The organism is Antrihabitans stalagmiti (assembly GCF_016482825.1).
Taxonomy (GTDB): Bacteria; Actinomycetota; Actinomycetes; order Mycobacteriales; family Mycobacteriaceae; genus Antrihabitans; species Antrihabitans stalagmiti.
The window spans coordinates 819,556-834,295 of sequence record NZ_JAEMNV010000002.1 but is presented as its reverse complement, the minus strand read 5'-3'; the positions used below and the strand labels follow the sequence as shown (position 1 = coordinate 834,295).

Here is a 14,740-nt window from a genome sequence, read left to right as displayed (position 1 = left end):
TTGGCTTCGAAGATACCTACATCGCTGCCGCACTGGATGCGCAAAATGGGTGGTGTGAGTCAGTCGCCCGCCACCGATGCCGCGGTGACTCGAGCTCCCCGTGACGGCAGTGAACCTCTGCCGGCATTCACCGGGAGATGAGCCCGACGTAGTACCGGGTACCTTCGTCTTCCATGACCATCGACGCCGAGCTCGCCCCGCTGCCCGACACAGGCTACGTCTACAAGACGTCGTGGCGGCTCGGCACTCCGGATATGGACGAGGAGTACCGCCTGCGGGTCGACGGCGTCGCACGCTACATTCAGGAGGTCGGCGCCGAGCATCTCGACGATGCCGATGCGACCGACGATCAGCCGCACTGGATCGTGCAACGCACCGTGATCGACGTTCACGAACCGATCGTCTGGCCCGACGTCATCACGTTCCGGCGCTGGTGCGCGGGCTTGTCGACGCGGTGGTGCGCGATGCGCGTTCAGTTGGAGGGTGCGAACGGCGGGCGGATCGAAACCGAGGCGTTCTGGATCAACATGAACAAGGAAACAGGCGGCCCGGCCAGGCTCACTGACAGGTTCATGGCCATGATGGCGACAACCACCGACGAACACAGACTGCGCTGGAAGCCGTGGCTCACCGAGCCTGCAACCGACGAGGCAACACTCGATTTTCCGTTGCGCCGCACCGACGTCGACCATTTTCGACACGTGAACAACACCGTCTACTGGCACGGTGTCCACGAAGTGCTTGCAGACTCGGCGGCAATCATCGACGGTCCGTACCGCGCGATCGTTGAGTACAAGAAACCGATCACCCTCGGCGAAGACGTTCGCATTCACACCCGAACGTCCGACGATGCTGTCGACCTCTGGTTCGTCGTCGCGGGAGAGGTCCGCGCTGCGGCTCGCCTCACCCCGCGCTGAGTTATACCAAGGTGGTCGAACCTCTCATCCGCCGAACTACAGCGAGCGGAAGTCGCTTGCGCGGCTGTGCTTTCGCGACCACATCGGCCATGTCGTCGCGGTCGGTGATCTTGGCTCGGACGCGGTTCTGTTCTGCGCCGCGCTGCAGCTCGACACGATCGATAGCGTGCCAGCCTGCCCGGTCGACCAACTCGGGTCGACGCGCGCGCACCAACCGCTTCAATGCGGATGCGGGCAACGTCGGTTGCGCCAATAGGCCCGAATTGAAGTCGTCGACCAGCGCGTTGACCGTCTCTTGCGCGCACGACTTGTTGGTGCCGATGAACCCGCTCGGCCCGCGTTTGATCCAGCCTGCGACGTAGGCCCCCGTCGAGATCGGACCGTCGCTACCGTCGCGAACACGTCCGTCGGTGTTGGGGATGACGCCCTTCACGTCGTCGAACGGAACTCCCGCGATCGGAACGCCGCGGTAGCCGATCGACGTCAAAACCAGACCGGCCTCGACGGTGTCCGTCGCGTCGGTCGCGTGCGTCCGCACTGTGCCGTCCTTGCTCACGACCAGTGCGTTGCGGACGAACTCGACACCGACCACACGTTCGTCGCCGACGATCCGCGTCGGGGTGGACAAGTACCGCAACGTGATTCGCTTACGACCGGCACCCTGACTCGGAACCTCGCGCAACATCGCGAGCTTCTGGGTGACCGAATGTTCCAAGGTCCCATCGGACTCGCGGGCAACGGTGACCTCGTCGAGCGAAAGGTCGGAGTCCTCGAGGAGGACATCCACATCGGGAGCGGCGAGCAGACCGGAGAACTCGGGAACGGTGAACGCCGACTGGGCGGGTCCGCGGCGTCCGACGATCACAACTTCCTCGATACGACTGTGCCGCAACGCCTCCAGTGCGTGCTGTGCAATGTCTGTCGTTGCGAGGTGGTCTGGATCGGACGTCAGAATTCGAGCGACATCGAGCGCGACATTGCCGTTGCCGATGATGACGGCACGACGGTGCGACAGGTCGTAGGTCCTGTGCGCATGATCAGGGTGACCGTTGTACCAGGCGACGAAATCGGTCGCGGATCCGCAGCCGGCAAGATCGTCGCCCGGGATGTCGAGCCGCCGATCCGACGATGCACCGACGGCATAGAGGACTGCGTGATGATGCTCCAGCAGATCCTCGTGCGTCAGGTGCTTGCCGATCTCGACGTTGAGGTAGTACTCGAACCCGTCCTGGTCGGCGATGGTGTCGAACAAGCGGGTCACCTGCTTGGTCTTCTGATGATCAGGTGCGACACCCGCGCGAACGAGACCGTGCGGAGTCGGCAACCGATCGAAGACGTTGACCTGCACGTCGGGCTGCGTCAACAACTCGTCGGCCGCGTACATCGCTGCCGGACCCGAGCCGATGATCGCGACTCGCAGTGGTTCGCGGCTCTGGTCGACCGAGGCTGCTGCGATTACCGGAGCAAGCAGTGGCCGAGGCCGTGGCTCCTTGTAGAACTCAGCGTTGATCTGCAGGTAGTCCTGTTGGGCGTCAGCCAGTTTCGAGTGCGGCACGATGGCATCGACCGGGCAGGCGGACACGCAGGCGCCGCAGTCGACACATGCCGCCGGGTCGATGTGCAGCATCTCCGCTGTCAGAAAGTCGGGCTCGTCCGGCGTCGGATGGATGCAGTTGACGGGGCATGCGTATACGCACGACGCATCGCTACAACAGGATTGAGTGACGACGTGAGGCATATCGTCGGCCTTTCTACGCCGACGCGCGAACCGGCACGCGGCTCGGCTCGCTCCGGTAGCGCGACGGACGACCATCGATCTTGCAGATCTTCCAGATGGCACGCGAGACGGGGTTCATCAAGCCGATGTCCTCGGCGAGCATACGAACGTCGGCGAAATAGTCCTGCAGAGTCTGCCGCGAGGAAGGTGTGTCCCAGAACAGGTCCTTCTTGACCGACGCCGGAATGTCGAACGTCTTCCAGAACGACGGCGGCGGTACGGCGATGGAGTCGCACAGCACGCGCATGATGACCGGGAAGGCAAGAGATAGCCCGAAGCGGCCGACTGTGCTCATCTGCGGCACGTGATGACTCAGGAACTGGTGCGCGAACGAGATGTGTCGAGCTTCTTCGGCAACGTGAATCCGCATGACGCCGGCCATGATCGGATGAATTTCTTCGCCCGAACGCAGGATCGCCTTCTGAATGTGGTCGATCGGCTCTTCTCCGGCGAGGATGCCGACGAAAAAGATCTCGGGAAGAATCGTGCCCGCAATCGGAACGATCGGAGCGAGCCATTTGATGCCGGGACGAGCGCCCGGAACGTCGACGCCGATTCGGTTGACCATCTCCTGGAACATCAGGGTGTGGTTGCACTCTTCGATGACTTCGTGTGTGCAGTAGCGGAATTCGGCAGATCCGTTCGGCTGCTTGAAGACGTGCTGCATGAGCCCGCCGATGAGCACCGTCTCGAACTGCAGACCGACCTTCGCGACATTGGCTTGACGCCACATGCCGATTTCGATCTTCTTCTCGATCGGCAGGGCCTGGTACCAGGGGTGCGCGCCGAGTGGGTCGCCGTGCTCGGGAAGGATCCACCGTCGGTCGTTGGGGGTCACTGCGAATTCGGGAGAATCCCAATCGATGTCGACGTAAGGATCGAAGTGCTTGTGGACCGATCCTTCGGACAGTGCCTTCAAGGATTCCGCGTAGTTGTCGCCGCTCTGCTCTTCTGTCGGCGCTGCAATCGAGAGTGACATCAAAGCTCCTCATCGCCAATGCACGGCGCCTCGTTGCGCCGTGCGTAGGAAGTGCTGTCAAGGTGCTAGCTGACAGCATCGCTAAAGTTACTGTAACGGCTCGTCGCGGTTAAAGCTACGTCCCTGCGTCTGTTGCATGTTTCGTCCCGTCACATCCAGGGCATTCGGAGGTCTGCGCCACATTTTGGGTTCGATTGGGGATTCGCCGAAAGGATGCCACGGTTCGCCATGCTGACCGAGTTCACCGACCACTGGATCGCCTACTCGTCCATCGTTGTACTGGCCGCGCTTATCGGTTGGGTCACGAAGATCGTCGCCATCGAGATGATGTTCAAGCCGATCGATTTCAAAGGATTCAAGATAGGGCCGTTGCCCATCGGGTGGCAGGGCATCATTCCACTGCGTGCCGCGCACATGGCGAGCGTCGCGACCAACAAGATCGTCGGCGAACTCCTTACCCCTGCCGACGTGTGGGCCCGACTCGATCAGACGAAACTGCTCGCTGAGATACGCGAACCGCTGCTCACCTCGATGGACGCGATAACCCAAGAGGTCGCCTCGACGATGCAGCCGGAGATCTGGGCGAACACGCCTGGTTTCGTCAAGGACAAGTTGATCCAGCGCATGCGTGACCGCGGACCCGACGCCATGAAGCAGATCATGGACGACGTCGAGGCCAACGTCGAAGAGGTATTGGACCTCAAGTCGCTCGCGACCCGAACCCTCGTGTACGACAAGGAGATCCTGCAGCGTGTGTTCCGCCAGGCGGGCAAACGCGAATGGGCCTTCATCAGACGTTTCGGTCTCGTCGCAGGCTTCTTCATCGGACTACTGCAGCTGACCTTCTACCTGTGGCTGCGTTCGCCACTGATCAATCCGATCATGGGTGCAATCAACGGGTGGGCGACCGACGCATTCTGCATCAAGGTGTTGCTGTTCAGCCCGAAACGCCCGAAGAAGTATCTCGGCATCTTCACGTGGCAGGGACTCTTTCTGAAGTACCAGGACGAGGTCGCCGACGAGCTGTCGGCGTTGATCGCCGAGAAGGTCCTGACCCCGCACGCAATCCTGGAGTCCATGCTGAAAGGTCCGCTCTCGGATCGGTTCTACTTGATCATCCGGCGCCATGTCGGCCGCATGGTCGAGGAGGAACTCGGCGTCGCCGCGCCGGCCGTGCGCGCGGTCATAGGTGCCGACAACCTCGACAAGACAAAGACTTTGATGGCCGAGCGGGTGATGAACAGCCTGCCGAGGACGATGGAGAACGCGGAAGGCTACATCGAGGACACCTTGGATGTGGCGAACCTACTCGCGGAGCGGCTCAAGGAGCTGCCGCCGGAAGAATTCGAAGGTGTCCTGCGCCCCGCATTCCAGCAGGACGAATGGATTCTGATCGCGACGGGTGCGGTGCTCGGTGCCTTCGCCGGTGTCGCACAGGACGTCGTCATTCACCAGTTCGCGAAGTGAGGGAGGTAGCAGATGCCCGAGTCAACGTCCGGTCCCCACGAGCTGCAGCCGATTCCGATCGTCGCCGCCGCGCGGGGGTTGTTCGGCCGATTCGATCATGTGTCGCGACGCTTACGGACCGTGCCCATCGAAAGTCTCGGAGTTGTCGGCCGGATGGTTCCCGGTGGTGTGCTCCGCCGTCCGATCGTGTTGACCGAGGCGGTTCTTCGTCAGCTTCTGGGCATCGACGCCGAATCCGAGCCCGTCGAGTCCACGTTGTATCCGGGTGCGGCGGGACGTATCGACGAAGATTTCACCGCACCGCCCGACCCACGGACCTCCGTCCGGTCGATGGTGCACGAGATGCTCGATCGTTCCGTTCGACAAAGTCCTCGCCAGGCAGAGGAAGCCAACTTCAAACGATTGCTGATGCAACTCGTTCCCGACGAGGTCCGTATCGTCAACGCACTGTCCGACGGGCGAATCAGCCCGATCATCCACGTCGGTGTCGGGTCGCCCGGTTCGGTGGATCGCACCGTGTACAGGAATGCTTCGACGATCGGAACCGATGCCGGGGTCAGGCTGCCCGATGCGGTCAGTCAATACATCGAGCACCTCGAGTCACTGAACCTCGTCGAAATCGGTCCCGCGGAGGATGAGCTGCGTGAGCAGTACGAAATATTGGAGACCTACGACGAGATCGAGTCGGCCGACGAATTCGCCGCTGCCGAAGCCAAGGGAACGTTCGCCAAGAAGTTGAAGTTCAAGTCCGAAAAACATGTGCGACATACACTTCGGATCAGCGAACTCGGGGCGAAGCTGTGGGCTGCTGCCAACCCCGATACTTACGACTTCCAGGTCCCCGACCGACGAGGAAACCCGAAGAACAACGGAAATTAGACTTCGATGTCGAAACTAGTGTCCTGGCTCCGAGGTATCTCCTAGACGGGGCTCGACACGTGCCCCGCGACCGAAGGAGCGCACGACATGAAGTACCTGATGCTGGCCTACACCGACAAGGACGCGTGGAACGACGTCGACGTGACGAGCCCCGAGTTCATCGCGACCTGCAAATTCTACGAAGACCTCGGCAAGGAACTGACGGAGACCGGCGAGATGGTCTCGACGGAAGGACTCGCCGATCCGTCGCTCACCAGAACGGTCCGCAAGGGGGATGGTGGGCCGGTCGTCAGTGACGGTCCGTATGCCGAAGTCAAAGAGGTGCTGGCAAGTTTCGGCATCGTCGACTGCGCCAGCTACGACCGTGTACTGGAGATTGCAGGCCGCATCGCGGACGCGGTCGGGGACTCGATCGAAATTCGACCGATCATGTCTGGGCCGCCGGCCACCGAAATGTAGATCGGTCGTGACAAGAGCTTTCGAGGACCTGCTGCGCGAACTGGCGCCGCAGGTCCTCGGTGCACTCGTGCGGAGATACGGGCACTTCGACGTTGCCGAGGACGCTGTGCAGGAGGCGCTCATCGTAGCGGCACAGCAGTGGCCGCGGGACGGGACGCCGATCGACCCGCGGCCGTGGCTGATTCGGGTGGCGTCGCGCAAGATGATCGATCTGCTTCGCGCCGACCAGGCGCGACGCGACCGCGAGGATGCCGAGGCGCTGGCGGTGCCGGCAGGCCCGGCAACTGTGGAACAGATTGTCGATCAAGATGATTCGCTGATCCTGCTGTTCATGTGTTGCCACCCGGCGCTGACGCAGGCATCGCAGGTTGCGCTGACGCTTCGCGCTGTCGGCGGCTTGACGACGGTGGAGATCGCTCGCGCACTGCTGGTCCCCGACGCGACGATGGGCCAACGGATCAGTCGAGCGAAACAGACTGTGCGACGGTCGGGTGTGCCGTTCCGGATGCCTCCAGCTCAGGAGCGCGCCGAGCGTCTCGACGCGGTTCTGCAGGTCCTCTATCTGATTTTCAACGAGGGCTACTCGACGACGTCGGGCGCCGAACTGCTTCGGATCGAACTCTCCGGCGAAGCCATCAGACTCACGAGGATGCTGCACGCGACTTTGCCCGAGGACGGTGAGGTCGCAGGCCTGCTGGCGTTGATGTTGCTGACCGACGCTCGCAGACGGGCTCGTACGGATGTCAACGGTGCGCTTGTGCCTATGGGCGAGCAGAACCGTGACCTTTGGGACCGCGCGGCGATCGACGAGGGTGTCGCACTGGTGACAGCTGCGATGTCGCGTAAACCACTTGGCCCGTATCAACTTCAGGCCGCTATCGCTGCGGTACACGACGAGGCGCCGACTTCGGAGAGCACCGACTGGGTACAGATCCTGGGTCTGTACCTGTTGCTGGAACGTACGACGGACAACCCGATGGTCCGACTCAACCGTGCGGTTGCGGTCGCGATGGTCAGAGGGCCGCAGGAAGCGCTCGATCTGGTCGAGGAGATCGCGACCGACGAGCGCGTTGCCGATTCCCATCGCGTCGATGCGGTCCGCGCACACCTGTACGAGCTGGCAGGAGACCTCGAGGTGGCGGTCGAGCACTATCGTCGAGCGGCGCGAGGTACGACGAGCACACCCGAGCAGCGATACCTCAGGGCGCGCGCGACGCGACTCGGCGCGACTTAGGAGACGTGTGAACGAGTGGATTCTGCACGTCGACCTAGACCAGTTCCTGGCGGCAGTCGAGAAACGGCGACGACCCGAACTGCGCGACGTCCCCGTGATCGTCGGCGGCTCGGGCGATCCGACACAGTCACGTCAGGTCGTTACCTGCGCGTCGTACGAAGCTCGCGCTTTCGGGGTGCATGCGGGTATGCCGTTGCGTGCGGCGGTGCGCAAATGCCCGACCGCTGTCTTCCTCGCGCAGGATTCGCCCGCGTACGAAGCCGCGTCCGCGGAGATCGTCGACGTGCTGCGTACATTTCCGGTGCAGGTCGAGGTGTGGGGTTGGGACGAGTCGTTCCTAGGCGCGACGACGGCCGAACCCGAAGAGCTTGCACATGCGATTCGAAGCGCTCTGACGGACCGTGTCGGCCTGTCTTGTTCCGTCGGAATCGGCGACAACAAACTCACCGCCAAAATGGCGACCGGTTTCGCCAAACCGGCTGGGGTGTACAAACTTACCGCGGCAAACTGGATGACGACGATGGCCGACCGGCCGACCGACGCACTGTGGGGGATAGGCCGCCGAACTGCAGGCCGGCTGAGCGAACTCGGCATCGGAACGGTCGCCGAGTTGGCACACACGAACCCCGATGTCCTTGCTGAAGCGTTCGGTCCGACTACCGGTCCCTGGCTGTGGCTGATGGGCCGCGGTATCGGCGATACCCAGATCACCACAGTTCCGCGTGATCCCCGCTCGCTCAGCCGGTCCCACACCTTTGCCGAAGATCTCACCGATCCCGACCGCGTTCGAGCCGAGGTCGCCGCATTGGCCGAGTACGTCACCGCTCAGGTCGTCGAGTTGCAACGCAGTGTGGCGCGCGTCGCCGTAACCGTCCGGACGGCGTCGTTCTACACGCGGACGAAGATCATGAAGTTGCCTGCGCCGACCGTCGACGCGGCCGTCGTCGCGGCCGCAGCCCTCCAGGTTCTCGAGCGATTCGAGCTGACCCGTCCGGTCCGTCTGCTCGGTGTGCGCTGCGAACTGGTCGTCGAAGGCGTCGCCTGAGATATTCTCGCGCAATGGCGCTCGAAATCGGATCGGTCTTTGCTGGGTACCGAATACTGCGATTGCTCGGTGCCGGCGGTATGGGCACGGTGTACCTCGCGCGCCACCCTCGTCTGCCACGTAACGATGCTCTCAAGTTCTTGAGCGGCGAACTCGCGCAGACTGCGGAGTTCCGTGCGCGGTTCGAACGTGAGGCCGACATCGCCGGCGGGTTGAGCCACGCGAACATCGTCTCCGTCTACGACCGTGGCGTCACCGACAACCAACTGTGGATCGCGATGCAGTACATCGAGGGAACCGACGTCGCGGAACTTATCAAAGCCGGTCCGCAGGTACTGACGCCACAGCGGACGATCGCGATCATCTCCGATGCCGCACGTGGTCTCGATTACGCGCATCGTCATGGTCTGCTGCATCGCGATGTGAAGCCGGCCAACATTCTGGTTCGGTCGGCGCCGGAAGAACCGAGTGGCGAGCAGGCCCTGATCACCGATTTCGGCATCGCGCGAACGGTGAACGAAACCCAGCACTTCACGGTCAGCGGCGACATCGTTGCGACCTTGGCATACGCCCCGCCGGAGCAGCTCGAAGGCGGCGACATCGACCACCGCGCCGACGTCTATGCCCTCGGCTGCACCCTCTTTGAAATGCTGACCGGTTCCAAGCCGTTCCAGCGACCCAACATGCTGGCAATGATCAACGCGCACATGACCGCACCGCCGCCACGCGCGACCGAACGGATGCCTGCGCTGCCACCGGCAATCGATGCGGTCATCGCGCGAGCGCTCTCGAAAAACCCTGCCGGACGGTACAACTCGTGCCGCGAACTGGCCAACGACGCTGCACGCGCAATCGATCCCAGCTTCGTCACCGCGACCTCGCCGATGGTGCGTGCGCAACCGGTCCCGCCGCCGCCGGTGAATCCGACGAAACCGCCGCAGCGTTCGCGCCGCCCGTTGATCATCGGCGCCGCCGTAGCCGCGGCGCTCGCTGTTGTGACGACCGGTGTCGTTCTCGTAGCGATGAATTCGAAGTCGGACAACGGCGGAGGAGGCGGCAAGACCACGTCGGTCGTCGCGCAGCCGACGACCACCGCACCAACGAAGGCGAAGGATGCTCGATGCGACGAACTGTCGTCCGCACAGTGCACGTTGGTCAAGCGTCTGCCGACTGCGCTGGCGAGTTATAGCTGCATCTCGGTCGACGACATCGGTCTCGACGACGTGGATGCCGCGATTCAGTGTGAAGGGACCGGTACGGATCCGCTGGTGTTGATGGCCCAGATGAAAGACAGTGCAGCCGTCGACGCTGCGCTGGCGAAGGTGTACGGCATCTCCGAAACGACCTTCCCCGCAGCGACTTTCCCGACACCGACCTCACGGGTCGACTGGACGACGAGTTCCGGGCGCAAGGGCGGCGAGATCGTGTCGGGTCAGAACGGCAACACCAACAATCGATTCTTGAATTGGGGCTACATCGGTCAGGAGATCATCATGGAAGCGCAATCCCCGACGATGTCGAGCGAGGACCTGGTCACCTGGTGGGAAGACCACTCGACGTTGGCTGGTTGACCAGGTCCTCGTTCGCGCTACTCCTTGGTTCGAAGGACTCCGAAGATGCCGTCCTTCTCCTCGTCCGGTCCCGCCGTGAAGTACAGGGCGTTGGCGTCGCCGAGACTCTCGCCGTTGCCGAAGAGCAGCCCCCAGATACCTTCGATGGCAAGGATATTGCCGTCGGTGTCACGAACGTAGTCGACAAATTTGCCGGTGCTGTCGTCGAACGCGAGGATGCGGCCCGCGCCCGCGAAGTTGGCGACCAAGAGCTTGCCGCTCAACGGTCCAAAACCTTCCGGTGCAATCGCGACGCCCCACGGTGCATTGAGGCGGTCCTCGTCTTCGATGACGCGGACGAGCTTTCCGGATGCGTCGAATTCGGCGACCTTGCCTTTCGCAGGTAGGTCCTTCGCTTCGGCTTCCTGATCCTTGTCGAACGAATCCTCTTCGCCCGCATCGAATTTGCCTGATCCGGGAGCGTCCTCGGGCTCCATCGTCTTGGCGTAGGTCACGAATACGCGGTCGCCGATCGTGGTCACGTTGAACGGTGCGGGGTCGCCCGGCTTAGCCTTGCCGCCTTCGCCGGTGGCAAACGGGTTGGCATAACCCTGGGTCGGGACCAACTGCCAGTTCTTGTCGAACTGACGGATCTGCGGATCGTCACCGAAGTCAGCGGCCAGAAGCGTCTCGCCGTTGCCCGGTGCGATGGCGATTCCGAAGAATGCCATGCCCTGATCCTTGCCGTTGAACACCTCCTTGGCTGGACCGTTGCGTCGCACGATCTGGCCGTCCGGGGTCTGTTCGGTCCATGCGGAGATCGAGCCCGAGTCGGTCGCGAAGATGAAGCGCGCCGACCCGGTGAGTTGTTGCTGTACGCCGTCGACGTCGACGGGTTGATCGCGTACCGCGAACACGTCGGATGTGATGGGCGCCGGGTTGAAGATGACGCCGGTCGTCTTGCCGATGGTGGCGTCGGAGGAGTCGGAGTCGGCGTTCGGAACCGAGACCGTCGTCAGACCGTCCTGGTGGATGGGCCGCAGCGCTTCGTCCGGGCTCTTGCTGACATCGCCGACGAACTCGAACGAATACCCGCCTGCGCCGACCCAGAAGTGGCCGCCGGCACCCTTGGGCCGTATGGCGATGCCCCAGCCGTTGACGAGGTCGGGGAATACGTACTTGGCTTCGTACTTGTCGTTGTTCGCAGCAAAGTTGGTCTGGTTGTACAGATTTCCGGGCAGTGGCGACACCGTGGCCGGGGTGGACTCGTCGCTCGAGTTCGAGGTGTCGCTCGAACATCCTGTTGCCACCGCGAGGGTGACACCGACCGACATCGCCAGCGCCAATCCTGATCGCATCGTGATCGACACGTGTACCTCTTTCTCCAATAATCGCATAAGGTTAGGAGAGGCTAACGAAACTCGAACGATTGCGCCAGGCTTCGCTAAAATTCGGATCGACGCATCGAGGGAGGTAGGGGATGCCCGAAGACTCGCCGGTACCGACGGAGTATCCGCAGCGACTCGGCAAGACCGCTCGTCGCGAGCTCGCGCTCAGCGGCTACACCCGCTACGACCAGTTGACGACCATCACCCCAGCCGAGCTACTGAAGATCCACGGCGTGGGCCCGAAAGCGATCCGAATACTGACCGAGGAATTGGAGACGCGGTCGCTCTCGTTCGGCAGCTGACTGCTCAGTCGACGGCGGTGAGCGTTGGGCTGGAAAGGTATTCGCGGGGGAACAGCTCTTGGAGGGCGTCGACCTTCGGCTGGTCGTTGACGATGATGTAGCCGCTGTCGGGATTTTCGGCCAGGTAGTTCTGGTGGTAGGCCTCGGCCGGATAGAACGTGCCGAGCGCGCTGACCTTCGTCACGATCGGTGCGGGGAAGGTGCCTGCGTCGGTGAGTTGTTCGATGTAGGCGTCGGCAATGTCGGTCTGTTGCGGTGTGGTGCCGAATATCTCTGTGCGGTATTGCGTTCCGCGGTCGGGACCCTGGCGGTTCAGTGTGGTCGGATCAGCGACGACGGTGAAGAAGATCTGGAGCAGGGTTCCGTAACTCACGACGGTGGGGTCGAACGTGATCTCGACGGCTTCCGCATGTCCCGTCGTGCCGCCGGTGACGAGGTCGTAGTTCGCCGTGTCCTCTGCACCGCCCGTGTAACCGGACACGGCGTCGATAACACCCTTGACGTGTTGGTACACGCCCTGCACACCCCAGAAGCAGCCACCCGCGAAGACCGCAGTTTCGGTCCGTGCAGTTGTGGGCGCGACGTCGGTCGCCGGTGCGGGGACCGCCGTCGTCGGCGCAGCGATCGGAGCGGGCGAGGACTGTGCCGAGCAGGCCGTCGCCGCGGCACCCATCAGCAGCGCCGCGACCACTCGAAGAACGAGTGACCTCATGCCGCTTCGAATTTCATGGCGACACCGTTCATGCAATAGCGAAGGCCAGTCGGGGCGGGGCCGTCGTCGAAGACGTGGCCGAGGTGGCCGCCGCAGTTCGCGCAGTGGACTTCGGTCCGGACGCCGTAGGAGTTGTCGATCCGTTCACCGACCGCGTTCGCCAGCGGTTGGTAGAAACTCGGCCAGCCGGTACCGCTGTCGAATTTGGTTGCTGCGTCGAACAATTTCTGGCCGCAGCCGGCGCACGCGAACGTCCCAACGCGATGTTCGTCGTCCAGCGGGCTCGAGTACGGTCGCTCGGTCCCTTCCTGTCGCAAGACGACGTACTGCTCGGAGGTCAGGCGGTCACGCCACTGCGCGTCCGTCAAGGTCAGAGGGAAGGTCTCGGTGCTGTTCCTCGGCGCCGCGCCGGCCCGTGGCCCGGTGTCGTCGGACACGATGGCGGCAATCGCTATCCCGCCGACGGCCGCGGTGGCCAAGCCGATACCTGCGGTCGTAAGAAACTGGCGTCTGGTCGTTGCGTTCATCTCCACACAGTGTATTCGTCGCCGAGAAGCAGGCGGTTCTGTTCAACATCCACCCACCAGCGCGCACACCAAATCTCTCTTGATCTTCCAGACGCCGTCGTCGGCAACGAAATTTATCGAACCTTCGAGCTCGAATCCGTTGTCGCTGCGATTGACGCCCGTCGCGCTGATCAACCCGTTTCCAAGGTCGATGACAGAGGTGAACTCGACGGTCTGGGCGGACGACCCTGTCGCGAACTTCTGGGCCGCCTGGTAGTTGTCGTCGTCGTTGCCCTCGATCATCTTTACGCGGTCGGCAACGTCGACTCCGTAGTTCCTTGCAGCATTGACGAGAGCTGACAGCTGTTGCGGCGTAGGTAGCGACTGGGCCGACAGCTGTGGCGGAGCGGGCACGAACGATGTCGCCTCGACGAAGGCGCCACTATCGGGGGCCGGTGACCCGGTCTCGGTGCAGCCTGCAAGAGTCAGGCCAATGGCGCTGCACAGCAACAGCTTTCGTGCGGTGGTCATATTCTTCCGAACTCGCGCAGCCCTGCCACTGTGTCGGCCAGCGTCTCCTTCGAATCGCGGTACTCGACGCCGAGTTCTCGTTTGCTCGGCTCGTCGTCGGACGCAGGCATCTGGGTGTAGTACTGCATACCGGCTTCGGTGATCGGTGTGTCGAAGGGAAGGAACCGGTCGACGCTGTCGATCAGTTGCCCGAGGCCACGCAAGAGACTGTCGGGGACCGGCACAGCGCGAATCGTGCTACCAGTGACGTCGGTCAGCACGTCGGCGATTTCGCTGACGGTCAACCGAGGTCCGCCCGCCATGTAGCGTCGCGGACCTTTACCCGGCTCCAGCAATGCCGCATGCACGGCAGCGAGATCGCGTACGTCGACCACCGTCCAGGCCGCGCTTCGCCCCGGGATTACTCCCATCTTGCATGCTGCCACGACGCCGTCCGCGGCTTCGCCGAACTGGTCGCCTGCGGGCGGGCCGAGCACCATCCCCGGGTAGGTGATGTTGACAGGTGCGCCGTTCTCTTGCAGGTCGCGTGCGTACAACTCGACTGCGGCCTTCGACTTTCCGTACCCGTCTGCTCCGCCCGTCACCGGTAGGTCGGCGCTGAATGTCTCGAGGTCGGGGCTGAACAATGCCGCGATGCTCGAGACGTGCACGATCGGATCGAGGCCGAGTTCGACGGCCGTCCCCAACACGTTCCGCGCACCCTCCAGGTTGGCGGTCAGCATCGCCTCGGCTTGCGAGGGGTCCATCGCCACCAAGGCCGCGCAATGGACGACGGCGTCGCAGTCGGCCATCGCTGCTCGTACGGAGTCGCCGTCGGTGATATCTCCGATTGCGTAAGCACCGGGATCGAGGCCGAGCTTCGCGACGCTCGTACCGAGGCGCACCGGATTGCGAACCAGGAATCTTACTTCGTGGCCGGCATCGGCAATCGCCTTTGCACTCCAGCCGCCGACGAACCCAGTTGCCCCAGTTACGAGTACGCGCATGTGCAAAA

At 62.8% G+C, this 14,740-nt stretch carries 15 protein-coding genes; 8 read left to right on the top strand and 7 right to left on the bottom strand.

Going from position 1 to position 14,740, the window contains the following annotated elements:
- Positions 1-173: 173 nt before the first annotated feature.
- Positions 174-917 carry an acyl-[acyl-carrier-protein] thioesterase gene (locus JGU71_RS07930; protein WP_199703458.1) on the top strand — a complete coding sequence of 248 codons (744 nt, stop codon included), beginning with the start codon at positions 174-176 and terminating at the stop codon, positions 915-917.
- 1 nt (position 918) lies between these two features.
- Here the strand turns inward: JGU71_RS07930 and JGU71_RS07925 are convergent, their stop codons facing one another.
- A complete protein-coding gene (locus JGU71_RS07925) occupies positions 919-2,655 on the bottom strand; it encodes an FAD-dependent oxidoreductase (RefSeq protein WP_199703457.1) in 1,737 nt (578 codons plus the stop codon).
- Positions 2,656-2,668: 13 nt separating this feature from the next.
- Complete coding sequence (locus JGU71_RS07920; protein WP_199703456.1) at positions 2,669-3,673, bottom strand: AurF N-oxygenase family protein; 1,005 nt, start codon at positions 3,671-3,673, stop codon at positions 2,669-2,671.
- A gap of 213 nt (positions 3,674-3,886) precedes the next feature.
- Between JGU71_RS07920 and JGU71_RS07915 the strand changes: the two genes are divergently transcribed.
- From JGU71_RS07915 to JGU71_RS07890, 6 genes are all read left to right on the top strand, one after another.
- A complete protein-coding gene (locus JGU71_RS07915; protein WP_199703455.1) occupies positions 3,887-5,140 on the top strand; it encodes a DUF445 domain-containing protein in 1,254 nt (417 codons plus the stop codon).
- A gap of 12 nt (positions 5,141-5,152) precedes the next feature.
- Entirely contained in the window at positions 5,153-6,019 is an 867-nt protein-coding gene (locus JGU71_RS07910) for an Abi-alpha family protein (RefSeq protein ID WP_199703454.1), read from the top strand.
- Between the two features lie 87 nt (positions 6,020-6,106).
- A complete protein-coding gene (locus JGU71_RS07905) occupies positions 6,107-6,478 on the top strand; it encodes a YciI family protein (protein WP_199703453.1) in 372 nt (123 codons plus the stop codon).
- Between the two features lie 7 nt (positions 6,479-6,485).
- Positions 6,486-7,712, top strand: a complete 1,227-nt coding sequence (locus JGU71_RS07900) for an RNA polymerase sigma factor (RefSeq protein ID WP_199703452.1) — start codon at positions 6,486-6,488, stop codon at positions 7,710-7,712.
- Positions 7,713-7,719: 7 nt separating this feature from the next.
- Positions 7,720-8,757, top strand: coding sequence for a DNA polymerase IV (locus tag JGU71_RS07895; RefSeq protein WP_199703451.1), 1,038 nt, complete (start codon positions 7,720-7,722; stop codon positions 8,755-8,757).
- 14 nt (positions 8,758-8,771) lie between these two features.
- Positions 8,772-10,328: a serine/threonine-protein kinase gene (locus JGU71_RS07890; protein ID WP_199703450.1), complete on the top strand. Its 1,557-nt coding sequence runs from the start codon at positions 8,772-8,774 to the stop codon at positions 10,326-10,328.
- Positions 10,329-10,345: 17 nt separating this feature from the next.
- On the opposite strand, the gene JGU71_RS07885 is transcribed toward JGU71_RS07890, so the two are convergent.
- Complete coding sequence (locus tag JGU71_RS07885; RefSeq protein WP_233528963.1) at positions 10,346-11,665, bottom strand: TIGR03118 family protein; 1,320 nt, start codon at positions 11,663-11,665, stop codon at positions 10,346-10,348.
- 122 nt (positions 11,666-11,787) lie between these two features.
- On the opposite strand from JGU71_RS07885, the gene JGU71_RS07880 reads away from it, so the two are divergent.
- Complete coding sequence (locus JGU71_RS07880; protein ID WP_199703449.1) at positions 11,788-11,997, top strand: helix-hairpin-helix domain-containing protein; 210 nt, start codon at positions 11,788-11,790, stop codon at positions 11,995-11,997.
- Positions 11,998-12,001: 4 nt separating this feature from the next.
- Here the strand turns inward: JGU71_RS07880 and msrA are convergent, their stop codons facing one another.
- From msrA to JGU71_RS07860, 4 genes are read right to left on the bottom strand one after another with little or no spacing between them, the layout of a single operon-like run.
- The gene (msrA, locus tag JGU71_RS07875) at positions 12,002-12,709 is read right to left on the bottom strand and encodes a peptide-methionine (S)-S-oxide reductase MsrA (protein WP_199703448.1); all 708 of its coding nucleotides are present in this window, start codon (positions 12,707-12,709) and stop codon (positions 12,002-12,004) included.
- Positions 12,706-13,236, bottom strand: a complete 531-nt coding sequence (msrB, locus tag JGU71_RS07870) for a peptide-methionine (R)-S-oxide reductase MsrB (protein WP_199703447.1) — start codon at positions 13,234-13,236, stop codon at positions 12,706-12,708. Before msrB ends, msrA begins: the two co-directional genes overlap by 4 nt.
- Before the next feature lie 42 nt (positions 13,237-13,278).
- Complete coding sequence (locus JGU71_RS07865; protein WP_199703446.1) at positions 13,279-13,746, bottom strand: MTB12 C-terminal domain-containing protein; 468 nt, start codon at positions 13,744-13,746, stop codon at positions 13,279-13,281.
- A complete protein-coding gene (locus tag JGU71_RS07860; RefSeq protein WP_199703445.1) occupies positions 13,743-14,732 on the bottom strand; it encodes an SDR family NAD(P)-dependent oxidoreductase in 990 nt (329 codons plus the stop codon). The genes JGU71_RS07865 and JGU71_RS07860 overlap by 4 nt, the downstream gene beginning before the upstream one ends.
- Positions 14,733-14,740: the final 8 nt, after the last annotated feature.